Raw genomic sequence first — 26,462 nt, forward strand, 5'->3', positions numbered from 1 at the left:
ATGCAGGAAAGGATGTGCTATGGGAACGCAGGGCAGCCGGGCGGCAGATACGCAGGGCCCTTACGGGCATACCCTGGCCCAGGCTTTCCAGTTTATTGATGATGCCCTCAAAAATTATGAGGCTTCACACAGGGGGCCGGCACTTTCGGTTTTCAGTCCTCCGCGTTCAGGGAAAACGTCCCTTGCCATAGATGCCGCAGTCCATGCTCTGGGGACAGCCGCTGCCTCAGACAGGGCTTCGTCCGGATCTGCTGCCGGCAGCAGGGGTGCATCCGGGGAGAGGGCCGGAAATGCGGGCGAAATGCGCACAGGGACCCGCGGGATAACCGTTACCCCCGGGCTGGCTAATGCTGTTGCCCTTGTAGCCCCTACTGCCAGGCAGGCAAAGGCATATAACAACCGCCTGCTGGACGCAATACAGGTCACGGCAAAACCGCGTATTGCGCAGACAATCAACGCACTGGCTTTCCAGGTGCTTGCAGCTGTACGCGCAAAACGTGGGGAGACTCCGCCCGATTATCTGGATGCGGCAGACCAGGATTCGCTGCTCCACGGGATACTTGACAGGCATAAGCAGCACGCCAGGAGCGGTGAGTCTGCTGAGTGCGCAACATGCATGAAGCTTGTGGATTTCCTCAGGGAAAGTACGTATGAGGACAGTGCGCATGAAGAGCCTGGAGCGGCACACAAGGTACATGAGGCGCATGGGATGGCAGCGGCAGCTGAGACCACGGAGTCGCTTTTTGACCGTCAGCTGGGTGACAGGTTCGTTGATGAGCTGCGCTCCATGTTTGCCCGTATGAATGAAGTTGGGGCGCGTCACGGGCTTGAAAGCCGCATCCTCAGCCTTGCAGGGAACGGCCCGTACCTCCGCCTGAGGTATGCATGGTCTGCGGCATTCGCCCTGCGTGGCGAGTACGCTGCTGCAGTAAGCAGCCTGAACCAGGCCCTCGGGAAATTCAATGTTGACAGTTCCTACCTTCTCATCCAGGCACAGCGGTCTCTGGCGGATTATGCGGCTGACGGGCTTGCTGGGACCATCCGGCATGATTTGCCGCGCATAGTTATTGTGGATGATTACCAGGAAGTGACGCTGGCAGGCGCGGCATTCCTCCAGCAGCTGCAGGAGTGCGGTACGGGGCTGATCGTAGTAATGTGCCCCGATGAGGCAGCGCAGACATTCCGCGGTTCCTATCCGGAATACCTCGCGCAGCGGGCGCAGGAAGACCCCCGCAGTCATGGCGGGCAGGGGCTGGTCCCTGCTTCCCTCGGGCGGCTGGGTGCGCGGCAGCTGGTCCTTCCGCAGCCGGAAAGCGCCGGCCGGAATGCGCGTGATGAGGTATGCAGCCGTATAAGCATGTCGATCACATCACAGGTTGAATTCGAGGAAGCTGTCGGCGCCCGCCCGTGGAAGCTGGGCGCCGGGCAAGGCGCGGGGACGCAGCCGCGGCAGGATGACGGTTCAATAACCGCTGTGTACTACGGCAGCCCGCAGGAAGAAACCGCTGCAGTTGTACGCAGCATTATGGGAGCACATCTTTCCGATGCCCGTATCCCCTACGATGATATGGCCATTATTGCCCATGACAGCAGTACGCTTGCTGCGTATGCCGCCGCCCTCAGGGAGCAGGGCATCGCAGCCCGCATGCGGCAGATAGGCACGCCTCTCGGTGAAAGCCGTGCAGTCCATGGGCTTTTCGACTTTATTGAACTGTCCCAAGTATCGTGCACAGATATGCAGGACTTTTTCGCGGTATCCTCTTTATCGGAGGTTTCCGGGGCAGTGTACAGGCTCATCTCTGATTATATGGACAGCCCTTATGGACAGGACAGTACCGGGACGCATGTGCATGCCGGTTCTGTTGCAGCTGCCCTCCAGGCTGTCAGCACAATGGCAAACTTTATCCGCAGCCAGCCTTCTACGGAAGCAGGCAGCGGTATCCTGGGCCAGCTGGCTGCCCACGCACAGGCCTATGCTTCCCTGTCTGACAGGGCTATGCCTGAACGCCTTTCGCGGCGCCGTGAAGGCAGCTATTCTTCGGCAGCATATGCTGAAAAGGAGGCTTCGCCTGATGTGACCCCTCAGCTGATAGTCCTGGATCTGCTGGCCTGCAGCCATACGGGGGATAGCCGGTACAGCGCTTTGCTTGAAGGTTTTATCCTGTCGGCATCCAGCCTGACTGCGCGCAAAGATGTACAGATATTCATTGATATCATACGGCGGGTCAGGAAGCATGCAGGAAAGAAGCATGCCAGTCCAGCCGATACCCTTATGGATGCATGGACAGCCATTGGCCTTTCTGAACTGTGGGAAAAGCAGGCAACCAATGGCCCCTCGGAAAGCGTGAAAGCGCAGGCTAATGACCAGCTTGATACTGTTATCAGGCTGTTTACAGAAGCATCGTCGTATGCTGATGGCAGTTCAGATATCGGCGGGTTTATGAGGTATATCAGGACCCAGGATATCGCTACAGATTCGCTGTCGAAGAAAGCCCCTGTCGAAAACGCTGTTACGCTTGCTACGCCCGCAGCCGCAGCAGGGCAGTCATGGAAGTATGTATGGATACCGCAGGTGCTTAACGGGGTATGGCCTAATATGGCCCTGCGCGACAGGATCTTTGCTGCAGATGACCTGACAGATATCATGCTTACAGGGCGTATCCGCAGTTCTGATTCGGGGCATAATGCCCGCAGCATTGCTATACTGCAGAACGAAAAGAAAAGTTTCCTCATAGCGCTCACCCGTGCGGAACGGTGCGCAGCAGTCAGCTCAGTCCGCAGCGATACGCAGGAACCGTCAGATTTCTTTGATGCCTATATGCCTGATATTGTGTCTCAGGCTGACGGCCATGCGCCCGCCGGCAGTACGGATAAAAATGGCCAGCTGCAGCAGCAGGGCGTGAGCGGGGCCGTAAGTGCTTCGGAAATCATTGCCCGCGCCCGCAGCATCATCTCGGGGGAACTGTCCCGCCAGCTGAATGCGCTCCCTGAAACTGAAAGGCCTATGTGGGAGGCTTCTTATGACAGCCTTTCACAGGAGGCCCGTGACGCTGTTGATGCCTTGGCTCTTCTGTATAAAAACTCAAAAACAGGCCCTTCCAGTGTGTCAGGATGGGATGCCGCCGGCTGCAGTGACCCTTCGCGATGGGCGTTTTTCTATGGCGGGATCAAAGACGGCGCTAATGCTGATGATACCGACGATACCGATACCGCGGCGCCGGGCCCGGTGCCGGGCGATGGATCCTTCCGTGCACAGGACCGGGACCGTCCCGGCCCTCTCCCAGTATCCCTGTCCCCCTCGGCAGCGGATATGGCATGGGGATGCCCCATCTGTTATCTGTTCGACCGCAGGCTTTCCGGGCCGTCAGCCCCGTCCCCTGCTGCAGATTACGGCACGCTTATCCACAAAGTCCTTCAGACGGCTGCGGAGCAGAAGCTTGATATGGAATACGGGGAGCGCTACAGGGATGCCGATGCTGAAATCCAGCAGGATGTGCTCAGCGGGCTTACAGATGCCCTTATGGAAATCTATCGCCGTGAGAAAACAGATATTGATACAGAGCATATTACACAAGATGTATACCGTGCTTTGCGTAATGATGCATCAGCGCAGGCTGTACTCCAGAATGCAGCTTTCTATCTCCTCGAATCGCAGGTCCCGGGCTACGGCCAAAGGGAAACTTCAAGTAAAAAATCCGCAGATTTCCGCCCGGTGATAGGGCATCTTACGGAGGCTGAAAGCGAAAAAGCTTTCTCCGCACATTTTACAATGGAAGATATCCGGTATGCCTATAACCGTATCCCAGGCACAGAGCCGGTCAGCAAGCGTGTTTTCTTTGACCTTATGCAGATGCTTGCAGGAGGGTTCCCCAAAGGGGTCACCATGGACATGTTCTACAGATGCGTGATCTCACTCCATGGGAGTATAGACCGCCTGGAAACACGCGAAGCCTCAGCAGGCGGGGAAACAAAAGTATATAAGCGGATCATTGATTATAAAACAGGCCGTTCGCTGCATGCAAAGAAAACGTTCAATGACCTGCAGCTAGTGTGCTATCAGCTGGGGCTTATCTTTGAAGACAGGCATGGTGCGGGCCGCGTGACTGAGAGCGATTACGCCAGGTCAGCCTTCAGCCGTACGGACAGTGACCGTGAGGAAATCCTCCGTAATGCCCCGCAGATATCACAGGCCGACCTGTTTACCGTGGTGTTGTCCGCATTGCCTGCCGCATACGGCAATGCTGTAATGCGTGATGACGGTGCCATTGATATAGCTGCGACACGCAATAATAACAAATTTTACCCCGAAATATACTATCAGCCGCCGCTTTTTGACGACGGCTGTATTGCCTACCGTATAGGAGAGCAGGAAAAACAGACGGGTACAAAAGCGCATCCCGGTACTACTGTTTTCACCATTACCGGGGGCCCTCCCAGGCCGTTCCATAAAGGCTGGACGACATTCCTTGATTCCGCACAGCCGATAGCTTTGCCGGATAAAAAGCCTGACAGCATACCTGAAAAACAGTGGCAGCGGATAACAGGCGATGCGCCGGTGAGCTGGGATGCAGCAGCGGACAGCAGTGCCGCCGGCCAGCGCGGAAAGGAGCACCCCCTGTCGCATGGACCCTCCACATTATGGGCGCTGTCAATGATATCCCGGGTGTTTTATGTAGCGAGTATCAGCCTTGTTGACAGGGTCGACATGGGGCAGCATCAGCCAACTTCTGACCATATGCGTTTTTGCGCATACAAAGACAGTTCAGTAGGGCATCAGGACCTGTGCCCTGCGTGTTCGGGGTATGTCAGTACGGTTATCCAGCCCGCGGATAATGCTGTCCGGGCGCGTTCCGAAACTGACACCGGGGAGGCAGGCAATGAGTAGTACAGTAAATACAGGTTCAGAGGCCGGATATATGCAGGCTGCGCAGGACCAGCAGGAGAGGATACGGCAGGCACCTGCTGACAGGGATATCCTTGTTGTGGCAGGGGCAGGGTCCGGCAAGACCCGTGTGATGACCGACCGCATTATCAAACTGATCAGTGAAGACCATATCATGCCCGAAAAAATACTGGGCCTTACTTTTACCCGGAAAGCTGCGGGGGAACTGTTTTCCCGCGTTTCCCAGGGTGTGCATGAAAACCTGCGCCGCCGGGGCTCGCAGGGGAGGGAAGACCCTAACGCATTATTTATGCATCCTGAAGTGTATACATACGATGCATTTTTCCAGTCGATAGTGCGCCAGTATGGTGCTCTTGCAGGTGTTGACAGTGCTGCCGTGCCTTTGAGCCCCGCAGGCAGCTACCAGCTTGCCGGTGATGTGGTAAGCCGCACCGTCGGCGCGTACATGTCTGAGCTGGCTGCTGCTCCGGATGCTGAAACCCCAGACGGGGGAAGGACGCCATCCTCCGGGCAGGGATCCCCGCAGGATGATACAGGCAGTTATACCAGGCTGATACAGGATACGCTTCAGCTGAATGCTGAAATATCCAACTCAATGATCAGCCCCGGATGCCAGACGGTTGCTGCAGCAGCAGAAAAAGTGCGTGCGTGGGATCAGGAATTCCTCCTTACGCTTGGGCGTCTGGCAGAAGATGTTGTCCGCACATATAACGGCGAGGACGCGCTTGCCGACGCATCGAATCTCGTATTCCCCCAGAAATTCGGCCCCGGTCTATCCGCTCCGGAAGATATGGAGGAAGAGAAGCGTGAAGGCTACTATAAATCGCTTATCGGCAGCCTCCAGTACTCCACCCGCAGGCGGGACATGCTCCTTGATATGGTCGTTGCCTACGATGAGGAAAAAAGGCGCCAGGGGTTTGCAGAATTCAGCGATTTTATGATAGCTGCGTTCCAGCTGGTAATGCGGTATCCATGGATCCGTGAGGAATACCGGAAGAAATTCTCCCATGTGTTCCTTGATGAGTACCAGGATACGTCTACGACCCAGGCAAAACTGCTCCATATGCTTTTCCACAGCGCGGACAGTGTATCCGGGTGCAGTATGGACAGCCCGCTGCGCAGCTATGTAACGGCGGTCGGCGACCCCTACCAGTCCATATATGCGTGGCGCGGGGCCAGCCCGGGGGCTTTCCGTATGTTCCTTGACGACTACGGCATGGATGCTGATGATATTTTCACTATGAACTATACGTGGCGCAACCCGGGGATCATCCTTGATGCCGCCAACCATCTCACTGCATCAATGAGGCGTAACAGCAATGCAGGCAGCATTGCCGGGCCTTCAGACCCCCTCGGGCGCCGCCTGCGCGCTGAGGCCCAGGAAGTTGCAGTAAAAAAACTCTCCTATGTTAGCAGGAAAAACGATGCTGTGCTTGGGCTTGCGGGCTACAGGACGCGGGCCCAGGAAGCGGATGCCATAGCCCGCTTTGCCGTATATGCCAGGGATCGCGCGCGTGACCGTGTGCTCAAAGCGTATAGCGGGAAAAAGGCGGGCTACACTGAAACCGCTGAAAATATGGAGAAGACCCATGTCGCTGTGCTGTTCCGTTCCAAAACGCATATGCAGGAATATGCCGATGCTATTGAAAGGGCAGGGCTCACCTATGAGATAGTAGGTAACGAATCCCTCTGGGACAGGCCGGATGCCCAGGACCTGCTGGCCCTGCTCGCTGTTATAACGGACCATACGGATTCTGCTGCAGCACTAAGGCTGCTCGCAACACCACGGTTCGGCATATCAAAAGAAGACCTCCGGAGCCTTTCCGCCATGGCGGAATCGTTGAACAGCGGCTATAAAAGACAGGCGCTTGCGCAGATCGCTGCGGTACATCACCTCAGCGAGGGGGAGCTCAGGCAGGCGAAGGACAGGCTGCCCCAGGGGGTGTATCTGACAGATCTCCTCGCCAGCGGAGACTTTGAAAACTGTTACCGCAGATGGCGCAAAGAGCTTGGTAAATCTGCCCCGGGGGCATTGAGTGCCGACGGCCTGCGGAGAATACTGCAGGTTTCAGAGATCATCTGTTTCGTCTCCGGACATATCAGCCAGCCGATCAGCGATATCATCACCTGCGCTGCCCGGGCCCTGACCTTTGATATTGACAGCGCAGTAGGGCAGTCAATTGCCCTCCAGCATGCACCTGAGCATTTTTCCCCATCATGTGCCCCGGCGTTCATATCGCTTGCCCAGACATACCGGGATGAGCTTCCGCAGGGCCGGCTCCCTTCTATTTCGGGCTTTGTTGCATGGCTGACGGCGAATAAGGAGAACCCGGATATGCAGGACAGTGCGCCTGTGCTGCCTTCAGCACATCCTGATGTGGTGCTGATGACTATCCACCAGTCCAAAGGCCTGCAATGGGATGCTGTAGCTGTAGCGGGTATGGCACGGGCGGCATTCCCCTCCAGCCAGGGGGAGCACCTGGGCATCCGCCTGTTCCCCCGCATTGATGATACGGGCGCACCAGCAGATGAAAAATATGCTGATAGCCTTATTGACCGCACCCCCCAGGGGTTTGTGCTTAAAAGCACTGCTGAAGACAGTGCCGGGGCAGGCAGGCGTGAGGATACAAAAACCAGATGCCGCATGCTCTTTAAGGATCCTCAGTACTATACATATGCATTGCCGTGGGTGATGATCCCTACTGCCGTGCCTTCCCCCGTACGCGCAGACAGCGCGCTGCTCCCGGGTTTCCCCGATACTGCTGGCCTGCAGTCTGAATTCGGAACTGTGGAAGACCTCGAAAGGCGGATCGTAGGGGGCAGTATTGAGGCAGCGGTGGAAGCTGCTGAGTCGGCCCTCCGGGGCGGCAAGGGGTATGAAGAGACAGCTGACAGGCTGGCTGCTGCAGTAAGGTCAGGCGACGATGAGGCTGTCGCCGGCATCCTTTCTGCTGAACTGAAACGCGGGAAGCTCCCGGCAGGATCCCTTGCCTCTGCTGAAGAAAAAGTGTACAGTGCCCTGAACAGGCTTTACGGGAAGCATGAGCAGGATACCGGGTATTTCAGCCTGCGCAGCGAAACGGGCCGGCAGCGGCTGGATGATGAGCGCCGCCTGGCATATGTAGCCTTTACCCGCGCAGAATATGACCTGTTCCTCAGCTTCTGCGAGACGAATACGGATGCCAAGGACCCGAAGGCGTATGACCGTGTCCATTTTGTAACTGCCGAAGAGTCCATAGGCGGACAGCCGGGCGCAGGCGACATAGATGCATGGGTCAGGAACCGTACTGTCGATTTGCGGTCGCATGCTTCTAATTTCTGGCTTGAGCTTTTCAGCCATTATTATAGGAATCCGGACTATCCGGTTTACGATATCGATGATGCCGCAGATATCACCGGCAGGCATTGCGAGCTTCCTGTCGGCCTGTTCGTCGGCGAAGAAGCCGGCCGTTTCCGGGATGCTGTTGTTGTTGAAGCCCTGGCGGAATCGGCACAGGCACAGGTAGTTGAACGTACTGCCGTGTGGCCGGCGGAGAGCAGCAGCATTGTGCAGGATGTGCTGTCCGGCAGTGCGCGGCTTGTAGAAGGCCGGGCAGAAAGCTGCAAAGGGGTACCAATAGATGATGAAGAAGGGCATCCGCTTGCCCGGGCAGCTGTTAGGCTGATCAGGGAAAGACGGCGGAAGGGGGGCGGTACAGCCCCGCAGGACAGGCGCAGTGATGCGCCTGGCTTTACACAGGCAGACCGCACGGGCATAGTCAATGTAACGAAAATCCAGGAGCAGTTTGCTGACAGCCTCGGATCAGGCTCCGGCAGTGAGGCACCTGTATCGGGGAAGGAACCTTCTTCTGCCGGGACGCCAGGCATGATCCATGATTCCGTATACCGCCCTATGCCGCAGGCCGATTCCCTCCAGGCGCGCCGCGGCACGGAATTCCATGCGTGGGCCCAGGAATTCATACTCCCGGACTATGCAGATCCGGATGATTTTGCAGCCGTCCTGCAGATCCGGCAGGATAAAGCCCGTAATGCTGAGAAGGCATATCAGGAGATGGTGCATAAGGCTGCGGCGTCCGGCGGGCTGCCGGGGGAGGCGCCACATCTCCAGGAAGAGGGGTCCCCTGATATGGCTAGATGGAAGCGGAACCTGGCATCCTCAGCCTGGTCGCGGCGCAGAGCCTATGCAGTGGAACAGTCGATCACTGATACCATTACGGGTGCAGACGGCACAGCATACCATATCCGTGGCTCCCTTGATGCGGTATTCCTGGGGCACGCAGAGGATGATCCGGCTTCTCCGGCTCCGGGATATTACACTATCGTTGACTGGAAAACAGGCCATAAGCCGGAATGCGGCAGCCGGCAGGAAAGGGTGAAACTTGCCCAGCTTGATATCTACAGGCTGATGTTCTCTCATATGATGGGCATTGATATCAGCCATATTGATGCTGTACTTTATTATGTTGATATTGATAATGAGCCTGCCCGGAGCATCGCGAGCCTTCCGCTGCAGGGGAAACCGATTGCGGATGCATTGGCAGCTGCCCTTGAAGCCCGGCTGCGCGGCGGCACCCTTGACGATGCGGATGGCGATACTGACCCTGTATCAGGCATGGACGTACCGGCCGGCGATGATGAATGACAGCCTGTACCCGGCTGCGCCTGCCGCGTACCGGGAGACAGTATCAGCGGCGCATAGGCGGCGCGTACGGGGTTTATATTGACACGTTTATGTAAACTGGGACACTATGTATGAAAGACGGAATTATCTGCATATGGCATACCATGAGTCCGGTGAGGGCGGTGCTTCTCCCCGCGAAAGCATAAATCTGGATGGTATCAGCAGCGAAAGCCAGGTATCCCCGCGGGAGCTTCGTGAGTCCGATATTGACAGTATTGCCCGGATAGTCCAGAAAACATGGTTTTCTGCCATGGACAGCCCGGTTCCCGTCAGCCCTGATGGGGAGGAAAAAGATGGACGCGCCCCTGTTCCGGATCAGGCCCAGAATGAGAGCCAGGCCCGCAGAAAGTTTTACGCAGCAAAGTACGATTTCCTGTGGTACCTCAGCAGATGCACACATTCTGTGGTGGCAGAAGCCGACGGGAAACCTCTGGGGATAGTACTTGCTGATATATATTCATCCCACGAGTCCGGGGTACAGGCGCTCAAAGGGCAGGATACCATCTTTGCCGATTATGATACATGGATCCGTACCGCTGTCCCTGACGGGAATAAATATGCGGAAGCTATCCGGCAGGATGATGCGAGGACGCACGAATTATCCGATCCTGTAAAACCCCATACCGAGGCCGAGATCGTCCTGTTTATTGTTGACGGCAGTATGCGGGGGCAGGGCCTGGGCAAGGCACTGTGGCTCAGTATGCTTGAAACTCTTGACCGGCACAGGGTCAGAAGATATTTCCTGTATACGGATACTGAATGCAACTATATGTTTTATGAATACCGCGGCCTTCTGCGCGTAGCTGAAAAAATAAATGCCAAAGGCCCGATGGGGGAGCCGCTTGACAAGTTCATATATCTTGGTTCGCCGACCGAAAGCCTGAGCGATGACGGGCAGCGCCAATGAATACCGCAGGCCGGTGAAGCCGCGTTCACCGTACCTGCAGATATTTTCCCTGCCCGGCTCTGCGGCATTCTGTGCTGCTGCGGCTGTTGCCCGCATGCCTATGGCTATGGTCAGCCTGGGCATAGTCCTTGCCCTTAACCATTTGTATAAGGACTGGGCTACAGGGGGTTTCATGACCGCTTTGTATGTACTGTGTGCGGCCGTTGTCACCCCTGTGTATGCCAGGCTTTTCGACCGGTTCGGGCAGCGCAGCATAGGCCTGCTGCTGACCGCCCTTCAGACGGCGGGCTTTATCCTTTTTGCCGCCGCGGCGCAGAACCGCGTGCATCTGGCTCTTCTGTTCGTGCTGGCTGCGTATCTGGGCCTTACCTCATTCTCCATTGGAGCCCTTGTGAGGACCCGCTGGGCATGGGCAACAGCACAGCAGAACGGCAGCAGCCTGCTGGATACCGCATATTCCCTTGAATCTGCAGTCGATGAAACGGTTTTTATAATTGGTCCGATACTTGTGGCGTTCCTTGCTTCTGGAGGTACCCCCACGCTTCCGTTCTATGTATGTGCAGCCGCAGAGGGGATCGGCGGACTTGTCTTCTTCCTCCTACCTTCTGCAGCTTTTCATGCGGTGGATACATTGGCGCTGTCGGGTGTCCCTGAGGGAGGGAATATCTCTCCGGCGCCTTCTGTTCCGCCGGCTGTGCAGGATGAGGCGGGCCGGGCCGATTATGATTCCAGCAGCACAGTTACATCGTCCGGGCTGGCAGACCGGCATCCTAAACGGCTGGCGTTTATGTATCCCGGCATGCTCATCCTGTGCTGTGCCTTCATATCTTTTAACTCCACTTTCTCCGCTTTTGACGTGGCAATGACCGCCCTGATGAAATCCATGGGGCAGGAACGCCTGCTCGGGCTTCAGCTGGCCTTGTTTGCCGCTGGATCGTGCGCAGGGGCGATCCTGTTCGGCTCCCGGCCGCATCACGGCAATCCATGGAGACGGCTCGTGATCCTTATGGCTTATCTGACATTGGGTTTTGTAGGGATTGCATTATTCTCGCGGAATATAGCTGTTATTGGTATTATCGAAGTCATAGCAGGATTAAGCGTAGCTCCGATCTTCGCTTCCGGCAATCTTATGGTCAAGGGGATAGTCCCCGCCTCATCCCTGACGGAGGGGCTGTCCTGGCTGTCAACTGCCAGTACGGTCGGTGCTGCGCTGGGCTCAGCGGTATGCGGCCGCATACTCGACAGCTTCGGCCCGGTCGCAGGCCTGTCTTCCTTATGGATACTGACTGCAGTTTCCCTTATTTTCCTTGCTGCAGGCTATATGAGATACACGCGCCGTACGTAAAACCTGGGTAGAGAGTAGAATGGAAAGAAAGTTATGAGCGGTACTGCGGTCCGTGCGTGTAAACGGGAGCTCACGGACAGTACCGGAAGACAGATAAATTACAGACAGAAAACTGATAAGAATGAACAATAAGAACACTACTACGAAAAATACCGGAAAGAACAACAGCAGGAACGGGGGCAGGAAGAAAAATACGGCCCGCCCGGGATCAAAGGCGAAGGCGCCGCAGACCCGCTCTGCTGCGGCATCGAGGAACAGCGCTGATACCCGCGGAAACAGGATGGTTGCACCCCCTAAGTACCGTAAAGGGTCTATGCGCATCGTCCCGCTTGGAGGGTTAGGCGAGATAGGCCGCAATATGAATGTGGTCGAGTATAACGGGCATATCCTCCTTATTGACTGCGGTGTCCTTTTCCCTGAAGAGGAACAGCCGGGCGTGGATCTTATCCTCCCTGATTTTTCTTATATCCGCGGACGGCTTGATAAAGTTGAAGCCCTTGTGCTGACGCATGGGCATGAGGACCACATCGGCGCTGTCCCGTATCTGCTGCGGGAACGTCCGGATATCCCTCTGATCGGTTCAAAGCTCACCTTGGCATTCGTGGAGGCGAAATGCAAGGAACATCATATTGAACCTGTTATGCAGCCTGTTGAGGGCCGGGACAAGATGAAGGCGGGGCCTTTCAACCTTGAATTTATTACGGTGACGCATTCTATCCCTGATGCGCTTGCGGTATCTGTCAGGACACCTGCAGGGCATATTATCGACACAGGGGACATGAAGCTTGACCAGCTGCCGCTGGACCATAAGATCACTGATCTGCGTGAGTTCTCGCGGCTGGGCGAGCAGGGTGTGGACCTTCTTATGGCGGATTCCACGAATGCTGAAGTGCCCGGGTTCGTTAAACCGGAAACGTCGATCGGCCCGGCACTTGACAAGGCATTTGGCGATGCTAAGCGCAAGATAATCGTAGCCAGCTTCTCCAGCCATGTGCACCGGGTCCAGCAGGTCGTTGATGCTGCGCATAAGTATAACCGCAAGGTGGTTTTTGTAGGGCGCTCTATGGTCCGCAATATGGGCATTGCAGCTGATCTGGGCTATCTGCATCTCCCTGAAAATACTGTTGTAGACCTTAAAGAAGCCCGTGATATACGTGATGACCAGCTGGTGTATATGTGCACCGGGTCCCAGGGGGAGCCCATGGCAGCGTTGGGGCGTATAGCAGACGGGAACCATCAGGACATCACTATCAATGAATTTGATACCGTGATACTGGCCAGCTCCCTGATCCCGGGCAACGAACATGAAGTCTACAAGGTGATCAATAAGCTTGCCCGCCTCGGGGCGCGCGTAGTCAACCGCGATAATGCGGCTATCCATGTGTCAGGGCACTGCAATGAAGGCGAGCTCCTGTATTTCTACAATATCGTCCAGCCTAAATGCGCAATGCCTATCCACGGAGAGAACAGGCATCTTATTGCCAATGGCCTGGTAGCTGTCAAGACCGGTGTGGATCCCAAGAATGTCGTTCTTGCCGAGGACGGTGATGTCGTTGACCTGTACCATGGACAGGCTGCTATCGTTGGCAGTGTCCCCTGCGGATACGTCTATGTCGATGGTACTTCTGTCGGCGAGATCACAGAAGATGAGCTGGAAAAGCGCCGCATCCTGAGCGAGGAAGGCTTTGTTTCCAGTTTCGTTGTAGTAGACACTGACAGGAATGAGGTCATCAGCGGGCCGAAGATCTACCTGAATGCTGTTGCTGAAGATGAAAGCGAGTTTAATGAAGTCCGCGCCCAGATCGTGCTGGACCTTGAGAATGCGATGCTTTCCGGGACAAAAGACACTTACCAGCTCCAGCAGAAGATGCGCCGTACGCTGGGCGGATGGATCGGGCGCAAGCTCCGCCGCCGCCGGCCTATGATCGTCCCTGTCGTTGCAGACCTTGCACGGGATGTTATTCAGCATGATTAATACAATATACAGTAAAGAAAAAGGAAAACCAGCAAACCAGCCCCAAACCAAGCATCCGGGCAGCCGTGCGAAAAACTAAGGAGAAAAATGCCGGGTACGAACCTTACACGCGAAGAAGCAGCAGAGCGTAAAACTGTTATTGGCGAAACCAATTACCGGGTCCATCTTGACCTCACAGGGAATATCCCAGGCCATGCCTCGCCGGAAACAGGGGATGAGGCTAATTTTATATCGACTACTACGGTCAATTTTGACGCCAGGCCGGGTTCCAGCACTTTCCTTGACATAGTTGCTGACGAGATCATGACTGTCAAAGTCAACGGCAAGGAGCTTGACCCTGCCAAAGTTTACAAGGATTCCCGCATAAGCCTTACCGGGCTGCAGGAGAACAATTCGGTGGCTGTGGTGGCCAAGTGCCAGTATTCACGGACGGGGGAAGGCCTGCATCGCAGCGTAGATCCCAGCGACGGCAAGGTCTACCTGTATTCACAGTTTGAGGTCCCGGATGCCCGCCGCGTTTATGCTGTATTTGACCAGCCGGATATAAAAGCTACTTTCGATTTCTCCGTAGCAGCCCCGTCTGAATGGGAAGTCATTTCCAACCAGCCCACAGCGTATACGCCTGAAGTTGCTCCGGATGATGACAGCATCCGCTTCTGGACATTCAAATCTACCCCGGTCATGTCCCCCTACCTTACAGCTATATGCGCCGGCCCGTATGCCAAGTGGAGCACTGCGCATACCCTGGCCAGCGGCAGGAATGTGCCGATGAGCATATACTGCCGTCAGGCTTTGAAAGATGCTGCATCCGGGGATGTAGACTATCTTTTTGATATCACTGCCAAAGGCATGGATTTTTATAACAGCACATGGGCTGTCGAGTACCCTTATGAAAAGTATGACCAGATATTCGTGCCCGAATATAACGCGGGTGCTATGGAGAATATCGGCTGTGTGACTATCCGTGATTCCTATATCTATGAATCGAAAACTACCGATGCCAGCAAAGAACGCCGCGTAGTCACTGTCCTCCATGAGCTGGCCCACATGTGGTTCGGCGACCTGGTGACCATGAAATGGTGGAATGACCTGTGGCTGAATGAGTCCTTCGCTGAATTTACATCGACACTTGCGGCTGCCGAAGCAACTGAGTGGAAAGATGCGTGGGCAACATTCTGCTCTGGTGAAAAAAGCTGGGGGCAGGCTGAAGATGAAAAGCCTACAACCCACCCTATCGTTGCCCCTATCAATGACCTCAATGATACGTATGTGAATTTTGACGGCATCACATATGCAAAAGGTGCGTCTGTGCTTCGCCAGCTTGTAGCCTATACGGGCCGAAACCAGTTCTTCCAGGGGATCCATAACTACCTGGAAAAACATAAATACAGTAATGCTACGCTGGATGACCTCCTTTCCGAGCTGGAAGCGACATCCGGACGCGACCTGAAAAAGTGGTCGGGCCTGTGGCTTGAACAGTCCGGAGTCAATACCATTTCTGCGGAAGTCAGGGTTGCCCCTGACTGCACGATCGAAGAGCTTGCTTTAGTGCAGACTGCCCCCGCTGATAACCCCGTGCTGCGTCCGCACCGTCTTGCAGTTGGCTTCTATAATGCTGATGATGACGGCAATATTGTCCGTACTGACCGTATTGAGCTTGATGTTGATGGGGAGCGCACTGTTGTATCTGATGCGCAGGGGCGCAAACGCCCTGATTTTATTCTGATCAATGATGATGATCTGACATATACCAAGATCCGCCTTGATCCGGAATCACTCCGGTTTGCTTTGGGGCATCTGGACCGTTTCACTGACCCGCTTGCGCGTGCGATCACGTGGCTGAGCCTGTGGGACATGGCCCGCAGCGCTGAGCTCCTGGCACAGTCCTTCATTGATACTTCACTGAAGGCCCTGGTAACAGAGAGGGAATCGACAACCTTCCGTTACGCGCTTGGGCAGGTCAATACTGCTGCAAGCTTTTACGTGGCGCCTAACAGGCGTGATGCGGCTATCGGACAGGTATCCGATGAGCTGTGGCATCTGGCCCAGGCTGCTTCAGCAGGGTCGGATGAACAGTTCCAGCTACTCACGGCATATGCGAACTACTGTGTGGGTTCGGAATTCGACCGCCGTACGCAGGGCCTGCTTGACGGGACTATTGTGCTTCCAGGCCTTGAGATCGACAACAACCTGCGCTGGTTTATTACCATCTGCCGTGCACGTGCGGGTGTGATCACCAACGATGATATCGATGCTGAACTGTCCAGGCATGATACAACAGAAAACCGCGAGTTCGCGTATAAGGCCAAAGCTTCCATCCCGACCCCTGAAGCAAAGCAGTGGGCATTCGAGCAGGCACTGCACAATGGGGAGCTGACGAATTCGCAGATCGAAGCAGTGGCCGAGGGGTTCGGCCTCAATAACCGCCCTGAGCTGTATGCCGGATATGTATCGCGGTTTTTTGACAGCATTGACTGGATATGGGAAAACAAGACGTTCCATATGAGCGAGACCCTTATCTGCCCGCTCAGCGGTGCCGGACTGTATCCGCAGTTTGCGCATCCGTCAGACCTCGCCGCTGCGGGGAAAGCGTGGCTGGATTCCCATAGTGATGCTGACCGTGCTTTGCGCCGCATGGTGGAGGAAAATATGGATTCTTCCTTACGGGTGCTCAAGGTACAGCAGTATAACGCTAAGCTGTAAAACAGGGTCTGGTGTTTGGTTTCCACTATTCCAGGAGGATATATGCCACGTTTATTTGGGACCGATGGTGCACGCGGTTTAGCGAACGGTTTTTTGACCCCCAGGCTCGCCCTTGATATGGGGGATGCCGCCGCCCGCGTCCTGGGAAACAGCAGTACTGCTGCAGACAGCGATGATGCGCATCACGGCCGCCGCCGCGCGCTCGTGGGGCGCGATACCCGTGTATCAGGGGATTTCCTCGCCGCTGCATTGTCAGCGGGGATGAGCTCCGCCGGATTCGATGTGCTTGATGTAGGCATAATCCCGACCCCCGGCGTTGCTTATCTGACATCAGTGCTGAATGTGGAAATGGGTGCAGTGATATCCGCGTCCCATAACCCTATGCCGGACAACGGCATCAAGTTTTTTGCGCGCGGCGGCTTCAAGCTCCCTGATGCCAGGGAGGATGAGATCGAAAGCATTATGGGCTCTGACTGGCAGCGGCCCACCGGCGCGGGTGTAGGCAGGATCTCGCATGATATAACGACAGCTACCAATATGTATATCGACCATCTTGTGGATACTATCGCTCCTGCAGATAAAGGCGGCACCCGGCCCCAGCCTCTGCGCGGGCTGCGCATCGTTGCCGACTGTGCCAATGGCGCTACATCCGTAGTGGCTCCGGAAGCTTTGCGCCGTACGGGTGCTGATGTTGTGGTCATCAACGCCTCGCCGGACGGCTATAATATCAACGACCATGCCGGTTCCACCCACCCCGAGCAGCTCCAGGCTATGGTCAGGGCATCCGGCGCCCAGATGGGCGTTGCGTTTGATGGTGATGCTGACCGATGCCTTGCAGTAGATGAAGACGGTACCATGGTGAACGGCGACCAGATCATGGGCATACTCGCCCGGGCGTATAAACGCGAAGGCAAGCTCAGCCATGACACCCTCGTTATTACGGTTATGAGCAATCTTGGCCTGATCCTGGCGCTTAAGGATATGGGGATCAAAACAGTGCAGACTAACGTCGGCGACCGCTATGTGCTTGAAGAGATGCTCCGTGGGGATTACACCCTTGGAGGTGAACAGTCCGGCCATGTGATTAACCGCGAATTCGCTACGACAGGCGACGGTACCCTTACTGCTTTGCGTTTATGCTATGAGGTCATGGATTCAGGCAGGAGCCTTAAAGATCTTGCTGCCGATTTCCCCCAGCTCCCACAGCAGCTTATCAACGTCCCCAATGTTGATAAACTGTCTGCCGGCACTAATGCGAAAGTGCAGGAAGCGGTCTGCCGTGAGGAAAAGCTCCTTGCTGATACCGGGCGTGTCCTGCTGCGGCCGTCAGGCACGGAACCGCTGGTAAGGGTCATGGTCGAGGCGGCAACACAAGAGCAGGCTGATGAAGTTTGCAGGCGCCTGGCTGATGTTGTGGCATCTGAACTGGCACTGTAGCAGCGTTATAGCGTCATCAGCATATGATCGCAGGATACGGGCCGCCTGGTGCCCGGATGAGCATGGTATGCAGCAGAGAAAGGCAGGAATATGGCTTGGGACAAGGCACATATCGATACAGAGCTAGACCGTGAGGTGCGTGAGCTCCTTTCTGCGGCGGATGGGAACGGGACGCTCCCTATCGTACAGATGGGGGAGCCGGTGCTGCGGCTGAAGACTGTGCGGTATACCGGACAGCTGCGGCAGAGCACACTTGACCGGCTGAAAAAATGCATGCGTAAAACTATGCTTGATGCTCCGGGCGTAGGGCTTGCAGGCCCGCAGATCGGGCTGGGGCTTTCCCTCGCTGTGATTGAGGACCATGCGCGGCCTCAGGCAGATAACAGTTCTGAGTATTCGGATGAGGCCCGGGACCCGCGCGGTATTTCCGATGTCCCGTTTTATATGGTCATCAACCCGTCGTATGAACCGCTGGGCAGCGAAACTGCGAGCTTTTACGAAGGCTGCCTTTCCTTTGACGGGTATCAGGCTGTGCGGAAGCGCTGGCTGAATATCAAAGCCCATTGGTTCGACGAAAATAATGTTGAGCATGAGGCTGACCTGCATAACTGGCACGCCCGCATTTTCCAGCATGAGACCGACCATCTGAACGGGGAAGTGTATATTGACAGGGCCGAGATCCGAAGCATGTCGTCATATGATAATCTTGACGAATACTGGGCTTATGACCCTGATCCCTCAGAAGCTGCAGAAATATTAGGTTTTGATATTTAAAGGTGCCGGCATCGGATCCATGCGGCCGGATCTTAGCTGAAATAGAACCCGGTGAAGGTATAGCAGTATACGGAATCTGTCCTGCTGATGCCTGATGCGGTAAACCGGACGAGTTCATCCCCCTGGGGGCTGTATATCCCCCACGTATGCTGCTGCGCGGTGTTGGCAAGGACCAGCATGGTATGGCTGGTATCGCCTGAAGTGCTGCTTTGGGGCACGGGTATCATCTGGGCGTTGGAGTACCGCGGGGAATAGGGGATGTCGAAGGATGAGGCCAGGGTATAGGTGCCTGAGTTTTCATCTACGCGATACATGTAAAAACGTGACTTATACCGGGAAAGGTCCCCTTGGGAAACTGTATTGACGCCGGGAACCATGCCGGGCCAGCTGACGGCAGTATTGGTAGGGCTGTAGCCGTAGTTGTTGTTGAACATATACACGAGATGCTGCCCGTCGCCCAGCGGCTGGAGCTCCGCACCCTCTCCGGTACCGGAGGGCTGGGATGTGCCGTCTGAAGCCTCAGCCGTATGTTTTTTCCTGCGTAGGCTGTTATATTCGCTGATCCATGAATTCGCATCCCCGTCATCAAGCTGCTCAACGCTGTGCTGCCCTGCATGGGTACTGAAATCTTCACTTTTGCGGTAGAGGTAGTCAGAGTAGACAGTTGCATCCCATATCTGATGCGGGCCAAGGAAATAGGTGATGGAAGGCTGCGACGCAGCGGTGCCTGCAGCATCTGCTGAAGTGCTGTCCCCGGAGGAGGCGCCTGAAGCTGATGAAGCAGGTGAAGCAGCGCTGTCGGGGAGCCGGATCTTCATAACAGTTGATGTTTCCTGCGAGCTGACAATGACCGAGCCCCCGGGCACATACTGGATCGAATCCAGCATCAGCCAGTTCCAGCGCAGGTCATTGTCTGTGGACAGCGGCCGCCTGGTGGTTTTGCGGTAGTCGTTGAGCAAGGTGCTGAAATTGATGTATTCGGTTGCAGTGCCTGTGACGCTGCTGACCTTCACTATGAGGTTGTTCGTATCAAGCTGTGATTTATCCGAAGCGATAAGGAGGAGGTTCCCCTGGCTGTCAAAAGTGTGGGTGCTGTTTATCTGGTAGATGCTGGGGATGTTGAAAATGCTGACCAGCTTGCCCCGGCTGTCCATTGCACTGATCTGGTTGAAGTCGCTGACGTAGTACATAAGGCCGTCGTGGAAGGAAAAATTTTTCCCATGGTTGTTCATCATGGGGAATTCAGCGCGCAGTATCCCGTCTGCGTCATACAGGTAAACGTAGTCGCGCGAATTCGTCCCCAGCCCGAAAACTGCGAACAGCCCCTGGGCAAGCCCAGCGCGGATACTCTTATCGGTTTCCCTGAACCGTGCTGCAACAGTTTTTTTCAGCCTGACAGGCGCAGAACCCCACAGGTCGCCCGTGACATAAGTGAACTTATGTATGTCCGTATGGCCGTCTTCGTAAGTGACAGTATAGGTCACTGTATTTTTTGCTGCAGGGATAAGCCCGATAACGCTGAATTCATGGGATGTCTGATATATCCGGTCCTGGAAGGCGCTGCGGGTGAAAGCGGGATAGGACCTGTCTTCCGGTGTTGACACAGTATAGCTGACTTTTGCAGGGGAATCGGTCTCAAAGTACGTGTACAGCGATGTTGTATTTGTACCGTATGGATTGGCAAGGACCAGCATGTTGCCGGGCGTATAGCGGTGTGATTTTTTGTAACTGTCGATTTTCTGCTGTGCCTGGTCCTGATAGTCAAGCGTATAGATTTTCTTTATCCGGTCTGTAAGGACAGTAGTGGCAGCAAGGCTGTTTTTTGCACGGTAATACTGCCGGGTCGTCCATATCCCCAGCACGCCGATCATCGCAATAACAGTAAGGGTGATGATCCATTTAAATGCCCGGTAACGCGGTTTTTCGGCCATATCTTTGCGCTGGCGGGTCCGTATATCATGTGCCCTCAGGAAAGCCTGCCCGGTACCGGCAGCGCGCGTTCCGGGATCAGGGACTACGGTTACGTGTGAGGGATTGCGTCCGGCAGCCTTCCGCGGATCCCGTCCGTCTGCTGTGCGGGCAGGGCTGTTATGGGTATCGGCCATATATCCCCCTGGTGCTGTTTGCTGCTGTCTGAGTGCTGATAGAACAATATTTTCCATTCTAATACTAATATCCTGCCTGCCTATTCTGCTTCCGGACGTGTGCGGTTTTGCCCGATGAGTACGCTGAAAGATATGTCTATACAGGAATTTGATTACTGGCATCAGGACAGGCATGTCAATCCGCAGCATCTGGAATCAGTCGCAGCTTTCCACAGGGCAGGGATCAAAGACGCTTCGGGGCATGGGGGCGGGCTTGGCGTTGAGATCGAACATCTGCCTGTCCGGACGGCAGATAACCCTGTTTCTGCACCGGAAGGTACGGCTGTCACCTATGCTGAGGCACACGGCATCCGCAGTGTACTGGAAGACCTCAGGGAGCTGTATGATCCCGCTGAAGAGGTGTACGAGGGGGATGCCCTGCTGGGCCTGGGGAAAGAGGGTATTAGGATCTCGCTGGAGCCCGGCGGGCAGATAGAATGCTCATTCAGTGTGGTACATTCTGCCGGCGGGCTGGAAAGGCTTTATGCCGATTTCCTCCAGAATATCGGGCCGGCCCTGCGCCGGCACGGCGTACAGCTGGTAACCCAGGGGTACCAGCCGCATTCCCTCAGTGAAGATATCGATGTCATCCCCAGGAAGCGCTACCAGTGTATGGACGCCTACTTTGGCAGGATGTCAGGTTTCGGGCGCAATATGATGCGCGCATCAGCATCTGTACAGATCAGCATTGATTATTTCAGTGAAGAAGATGCTGTCGCTAAAATGCGTACCGGGACAGCGCTGGGTCCTGTCCTTGCCTACTTCTTCCGCAATTCCCCCTATTTTGAAGGGCAGGCCAGCCCTTACCGCCTTCTGCGGCAGCATTTCTGGACACGTATCGGAAATAGCCGCGCCGGTGTTGCGCCGGGGCTTTTTGACGGCAATTTCGGCTTTGAGCAGGCTGCATATAATGTCCTCGCATCGCCCCTTATGGTTGCGGATGTTACGCATACCCCTGAATACGCGCAGGAAAGTGACCCTGTCCGCATAGCGGCCTTTGATAATGCTGCCGATGTGTATCCTGACCGCGCGCTCAATGATTATGAGATATCCCATATCATCTCTACGCATTTTAATGATGTGCGCCTGAAGAACTTTATTGAGCTGCGGCACTGGGATTCGCTTCCGATCGGGCGGGCCGTACAGCTGCTGCGCTGTGTTGCGCATGTGTTCTATGACCGGGAAGCATTCACGGAGGCCAGCAGCTATGTCAGCGGGATCCGCGAAGTCGATGTCGAAGAGTGCAAGCTCGGCCTCCAGGTATATGGCGATGCTGCGCTGCCGTACGGGCGTCCGCTTGATTTCTGGCAGAGGCTCCTGGGCCTTGACAGGGACGGGACATATCGCGGGCGTTAGCTATCTTTGTAATGTTTGTATAGGACTTGTGAGCTGCTTGAGGAGGCGGTCTTAATGGAGTCAAAGCTTGAAGCAGCCACCCAGCTGGCGAAAAGGCGGGGGTTCGTATTCCCCGCGGGGGAGATCTACGGAGGCACACGTTCCGCATGGGATTACGGCCCTCTGGGCGTTGCACTCAAAGACAATATCAAGCATGAGTGGTGGCGTTCCATGGTGACCACGCGCGGCGATGTAGTCGGTGTTGATACGTCAGTCATCCTTCCCAGCGAAGTATGGGTCGCTTCCGGGCATGTCAATGTCTTTAATGACCCGCTGGTTGAATGCCTGAACTGCCACAAGCGCTTCCGTGCAGACCATCTTGAAGAGCATTATGAGGCTAAACATGGCCATACGCCTGAGGGTATGGGTGTTATACCGTGCCCTGAGTGCGGCACTGTAGGCAAATGGACCCAGCCCCGCGATTTCAATATGATGCTCCGCACCCATCTGGGGCCTGTTGAAGATGAGAATTCGCTGCATTATCTCCGCCCGGAAACGGCGCAGGGTATTTTCGTTGATTTTGCGGAAGTCCTGGGGACTTCCCGTCAGAAGCCCCCTTTCGGCATTGCCAATATGGGCAAAAGCTTCCGCAATGAGATCACTCCGGGGAATTTCATTTTCCGTACACGCGAGTTTGAGCAGATGGAAATGGAATTCTTCGTTGTCCCGGGGACCGATGAAGAGTGGCATCAGTACTGGATCGATGCACGCCGCCAGTGGTATGTCGATCTTGGTATTAACCCTGATAACCTCCGCCTGTATGAGCATCCGAAGGAGAAACTGTCCCATTATTCCAAGCGTACAGTGGATATTGAGTATAAGTTCGGTTTCCAGGGCTCTGACTGGGGGGAGCTTGAAGGCATAGCAAACCGCACCGACTATGACCTGAACGCACATTCGCAGCATTCCGGCAAGGACCTGAGCTATTTTGACCAGGCTTCCGGCGAGCGTTTCATACCGTACGTGATAGAGCCTGCCGCAGGGCTGACCCGTTCGCTTATGGCATTCCTTGTTGATGCGTATGATGTGGATGAAGCCCCCAATACTAAGGGAGGGGTTGATACCCGTACGGTCCTGCGCCTTGATCCGCGGCTGTCGCCGGTGAAGGCGGCGGTTTTCCCGCTGTCGAGGAAACCCGAACTCCAGGGCATTGCCCATAACCTTGCCGATGATCTCCGCGAGGATGGCTGGGATATCGATTACGATGAGGCGGGCGCTATTGGACGCCGGTACCGCCGCCAGGACGAGATCGGTACCCCGCTGTGCGTTACTGTTGATTTTGACACGCTGGATGATCAGGCTGTGACCATCCGTGAGCGCGATACCATGAAGCAGGAGCGTGTAGCCCTGGACCGTGTTGCAGGCTATGTAGGGGCGTTTATTAAAGATAAGCGCAATACGTATCCGCGCACCCCTGAAGCTGTCCGCGCGGCTGCCGCTGCATAGGTCCGGTGTTTTTATGGCAGGGATGGGCCAGAAAGGGGTTTTGCCCGGCTTCATGCTCGGTACCCACACAGTAAGCGTACCCGTTGTCCTGTCGCCGATGGCGGGGGTGACGAACTGGCCGTTCCGGGTCTTATGCGAGGAATATGGTCCTGACGGGCTGTATATTGCAGAGATGGTGACTGCGCGTGCTTTAACTGCGCGCAATCCTAAAGCTTTCCGTCTGTGCCGCTTTGCGCCTTCGGAAAAGTTCCGTTCCCTCCAGCTGTACGGGGTTGACCCTGCGATCGTTGAAGAGGCAGCCCGGATGGTCGTTGACGGCAATATGGCAGACCATATTGACCTTAATTTTGGTTGTCCGGTCCCTAAAGTCACCCGCCGCGGAGGAGGGTCTGCCCTGCCCTGGAAGACGGGGCTCCTCAAGGATATTATCCGCAGGGTGGTGCGTGTGTGCAGCCCTGCCGGTATCCCGGTTACAGCAAAGATCCGCGTGGGTATTGATGATTCGCATGAAACGATGGTTGAAGCTGCGCATATCATAGAGTCTGAGGGGTGCGCTTATGTTACCCTCCATGCCCGTACAACAGCCCAGTATTACGGAGGGCATTCTGACTGGTCGCAGATAAGCAGGCTGAAAGAGTGTGTGTCAATACCTGTTATAGGGAACGGCGATATCTGGACTGCAGAAGATGCCCTTGCCATGTCCCGCCAGACCGGGTGCGACGGTGTAGCTGTTGGGCGGGGATGCCAGGGGCGTCCGTGGCTTTTTGCTGATATCAGGAATGCGTTCGCCGGCAGCAGCAGCCGTACTGACCCGGATCTCGGGCAGGTCTCCCGGGTGATTATGCGCCATGCGCAGCTGCTGACTGAATATTGTGACGGCGATGAGCAGATGGCTGTCCGCGACCTGCGCAAACATATTGCGTGGTACCTTAAGGGTTTCCCTGTCGGAGGGCATACCCGGTCAGCTTTTATGTGCTGCGAGTCGCTGGCTGACGTGCGCCGCGAGCTGGACAGGCTTGACCCCGGCGCACGCTTTCCCCGGGAGCTTGCCGGTAAGCCGCGCGGGCGGACGCGCTATGCCAGGAAGGTCCATCTGCCGTATGGATGGCTGGAATCACACTCCCTTACCGATGCAGAACGTGCAAATATATTTGAGGGCGATGTTGATGATGCGTCATACTGACCGCAAGGGGGGGGGAGGGGAATGACCCCTCAGCCCCCATCGCAGGCATATCCCCGTCCGGCAGCATATCGGTGGCATGCCTGATCCCATGTTTCAGCAGACATTCACAATTCCTTCATAAAGTTATACTTAAAACACACATTTTTTACGAAATGTCTTTATTTTTTGCGAACATTTATATGTAATAGTTTTTTGCGTTAAAGTTGTGTATAGCGTTGAAAATTGCATAACGACAGGAGCAGCATGACCGACCTTGACCCAAATGAAGAGATGAACAGTAAGACAGTCATTAAGGTTGTAGGCGTCGGCGGTGGCGGCGGGAATGCTGTCAACCGTATGATCGACGAGGGCATTGCAGGCGTTGAGTTTGTAGCTGTTAATACTGATATGAAGGATCTTAACAAAAGCGATGCGGATGTGCGCATCGCTCTGACGGATTCTTCCAGCCGGGGCCTTGGGGCCGGTGCAGATCCTGAGCGTGGTGCAAAGGCCGCGCAGGACCACCAGAGTGAGATCGAGCAGGTCCTTAAAGGCGCAGATATGGTATTCGTGACTGCCGGGGAAGGCGGCGGCACCGGTACCGGCGCCAGCCCGATTGTAGCGCGGGCTGCACGCCAGCAGGGTGCCGTGACTATTGGTGTGGTAACGAAACCTTTCAGTTTTGAAGGCGGGCGCCGCGCGGCGTCGGCTGAAGACGGGATCGAGAAGCTCCGCAAGGAAGTGGATGCCCTTATCGTCATCCCGAATGACCGCCTCCAGGATATGGATATCAAGGGCATGAATATCCGCGAAGTATTCCAGATGGCTGATACCTCCCTTATGTCGGGAGTGCGCTGCATCACAGACCTGATCTCCAGTACTAACCCCACGATCAACGTTGACTTCCAGGATGTCAGTTCTGTCCTGCAGAATGCAGGGACGGCGATGTTCGGTATCGGGCATGCCCGCGGTGAAGACAGGGCTGTCCAGGCGGCTGAGATCGCTGTCAACTCGCCGCTCCTTGATACCCCTATTGATGGTGCTACCAGCCTCCTGGTAAATATTGCGGGTCCGACTGATATGGGCTTTGAAGAGTTCACCCAGGCATCTGAGCTTGTTAATAAGTATGCTGCTAAAGGGGCAAATATTATTATCGGCCTGGTCAATGATGATGCTTATGGTGATGAGGTAGTCGTCTCTGTTATTGCAACAGGTTTTGAAGGGGTCGCCCGGGATGAAAGCCGTGCTCCTGGCCGCAGCATTCCAAGCCAGCTGATAGCAGATGAAACTTCTGAAGAGCCTGTTATTGGCAGGGCCGGTGCCGGCGATACCGCTGCTGATGCTTCTGCATACAGGGAAGCTGCGCCGCATGCTGAGCCCGCCGGTACTGCTGATGATACAGGTGAACGCCCTGCAGTATCTGAGGCTTCCCAGCCGCATCCGCAGGAACAGCACAGCCAGGATACGCAGCCGGCACAGCCCGCGCAGCCGGCCCGGCCAAAACAGGATGATACCCCTGAAATACCTGAAGCCGAACCTGACGATGGCCTTATTATCCCTGACTTCCTGCGCTGAAGCAGGGAATTACCT

The 26,462-nt window shown here is 55.5% G+C and carries 13 protein-coding genes; 12 read left to right on the forward strand and 1 reads right to left on the reverse strand.

All coding sequences use genetic code 11. The annotated features are described in order from the left end of the window. The first annotated feature begins 19 nt into the window (after positions 1-19). The 8 genes from ABKA16_RS01280 (at position 20) to ABKA16_RS01315 (ending at position 18,725) form a co-directional block, all read left to right on the forward strand. Entirely contained in the window at positions 20-4,885 is a 4,866-nt protein-coding gene (locus ABKA16_RS01280) for a PD-(D/E)XK nuclease family protein (RefSeq protein ID WP_380999571.1), read from the forward strand. Further along, positions 4,878-9,545, forward strand: coding sequence for an ATP-dependent helicase (locus ABKA16_RS01285; protein WP_380999569.1), 4,668 nt, complete (start codon positions 4,878-4,880; stop codon positions 9,543-9,545). The genes ABKA16_RS01280 and ABKA16_RS01285 overlap by 8 nt, the downstream gene beginning before the upstream one ends. A 133-nt stretch (positions 9,546-9,678) precedes the next feature. Next, positions 9,679-10,491, forward strand: coding sequence for a GNAT family N-acetyltransferase (locus ABKA16_RS01290; RefSeq protein WP_380999567.1), 813 nt, complete (start codon positions 9,679-9,681; stop codon positions 10,489-10,491). Next, a complete protein-coding gene (locus ABKA16_RS01295; RefSeq protein ID WP_380999565.1) occupies positions 10,472-11,836 on the forward strand; it encodes an MFS transporter in 1,365 nt (454 codons plus the stop codon). Before ABKA16_RS01290 ends, ABKA16_RS01295 begins: the two co-directional genes overlap by 20 nt. Before the next feature lie 121 nt (positions 11,837-11,957). Then, positions 11,958-13,811, forward strand: a complete 1,854-nt coding sequence (locus ABKA16_RS01300) for a ribonuclease J (RefSeq protein WP_380999563.1) — start codon at positions 11,958-11,960, stop codon at positions 13,809-13,811. A gap of 87 nt (positions 13,812-13,898) precedes the next feature. After that, on the forward strand, positions 13,899-16,514 hold the full coding sequence (pepN, locus tag ABKA16_RS01305; protein WP_380999562.1) for an aminopeptidase N: 2,616 nt from the start codon (positions 13,899-13,901) through the stop codon (positions 16,512-16,514). A gap of 42 nt (positions 16,515-16,556) precedes the next feature. Next, a complete protein-coding gene (gene glmM, locus ABKA16_RS01310) occupies positions 16,557-17,951 on the forward strand; it encodes a phosphoglucosamine mutase (protein ID WP_380999560.1) in 1,395 nt (464 codons plus the stop codon). Between the two features lie 90 nt (positions 17,952-18,041). Further along, positions 18,042-18,725 (forward strand): peptide deformylase, encoded by a 684-nt coding sequence (locus ABKA16_RS01315; RefSeq protein WP_007147601.1) that lies wholly within the window; start codon positions 18,042-18,044, stop codon positions 18,723-18,725. Positions 18,726-18,757: 32 nt separating this feature from the next. Here the strand turns inward: ABKA16_RS01315 and ABKA16_RS01320 are convergent, their stop codons facing one another. Then, entirely contained in the window at positions 18,758-20,830 is a 2,073-nt protein-coding gene (locus tag ABKA16_RS01320) for an aryl-sulfate sulfotransferase (protein WP_380999558.1), read from the reverse strand. Between the two features lie 132 nt (positions 20,831-20,962). Between ABKA16_RS01320 and ABKA16_RS01325 the strand changes: the two genes are divergently transcribed. From ABKA16_RS01325 to ftsZ, 4 genes are all read left to right on the forward strand, one after another. After that, complete coding sequence (locus ABKA16_RS01325; RefSeq protein ID WP_380999557.1) at positions 20,963-22,225, forward strand: glutamate-cysteine ligase family protein; 1,263 nt, start codon at positions 20,963-20,965, stop codon at positions 22,223-22,225. Between the two features lie 54 nt (positions 22,226-22,279). After that, positions 22,280-23,710 carry a glycine--tRNA ligase gene (locus ABKA16_RS01330; RefSeq protein WP_380999555.1) on the forward strand — a complete coding sequence of 477 codons (1,431 nt, stop codon included), beginning with the start codon at positions 22,280-22,282 and terminating at the stop codon, positions 23,708-23,710. A 13-nt stretch (positions 23,711-23,723) separates the two neighbouring features. Beyond that, positions 23,724-24,893: a tRNA dihydrouridine synthase DusB gene (gene dusB / locus ABKA16_RS01335; RefSeq protein ID WP_380999554.1), complete on the forward strand. Its 1,170-nt coding sequence runs from the start codon at positions 23,724-23,726 to the stop codon at positions 24,891-24,893. 243 nt (positions 24,894-25,136) lie between these two features. Continuing rightward, positions 25,137-26,447: a cell division protein FtsZ gene (gene ftsZ, locus ABKA16_RS01340; protein ID WP_380999552.1), complete on the forward strand. Its 1,311-nt coding sequence runs from the start codon at positions 25,137-25,139 to the stop codon at positions 26,445-26,447. Positions 26,448-26,462 lie beyond the last annotated feature (15 nt).

The sequence above is a fragment of the Scardovia wiggsiae genome (assembly GCF_051045985.1).
GTDB lineage: Bacteria > Actinomycetota > Actinomycetes > Actinomycetales > Bifidobacteriaceae > Scardovia > Scardovia wiggsiae.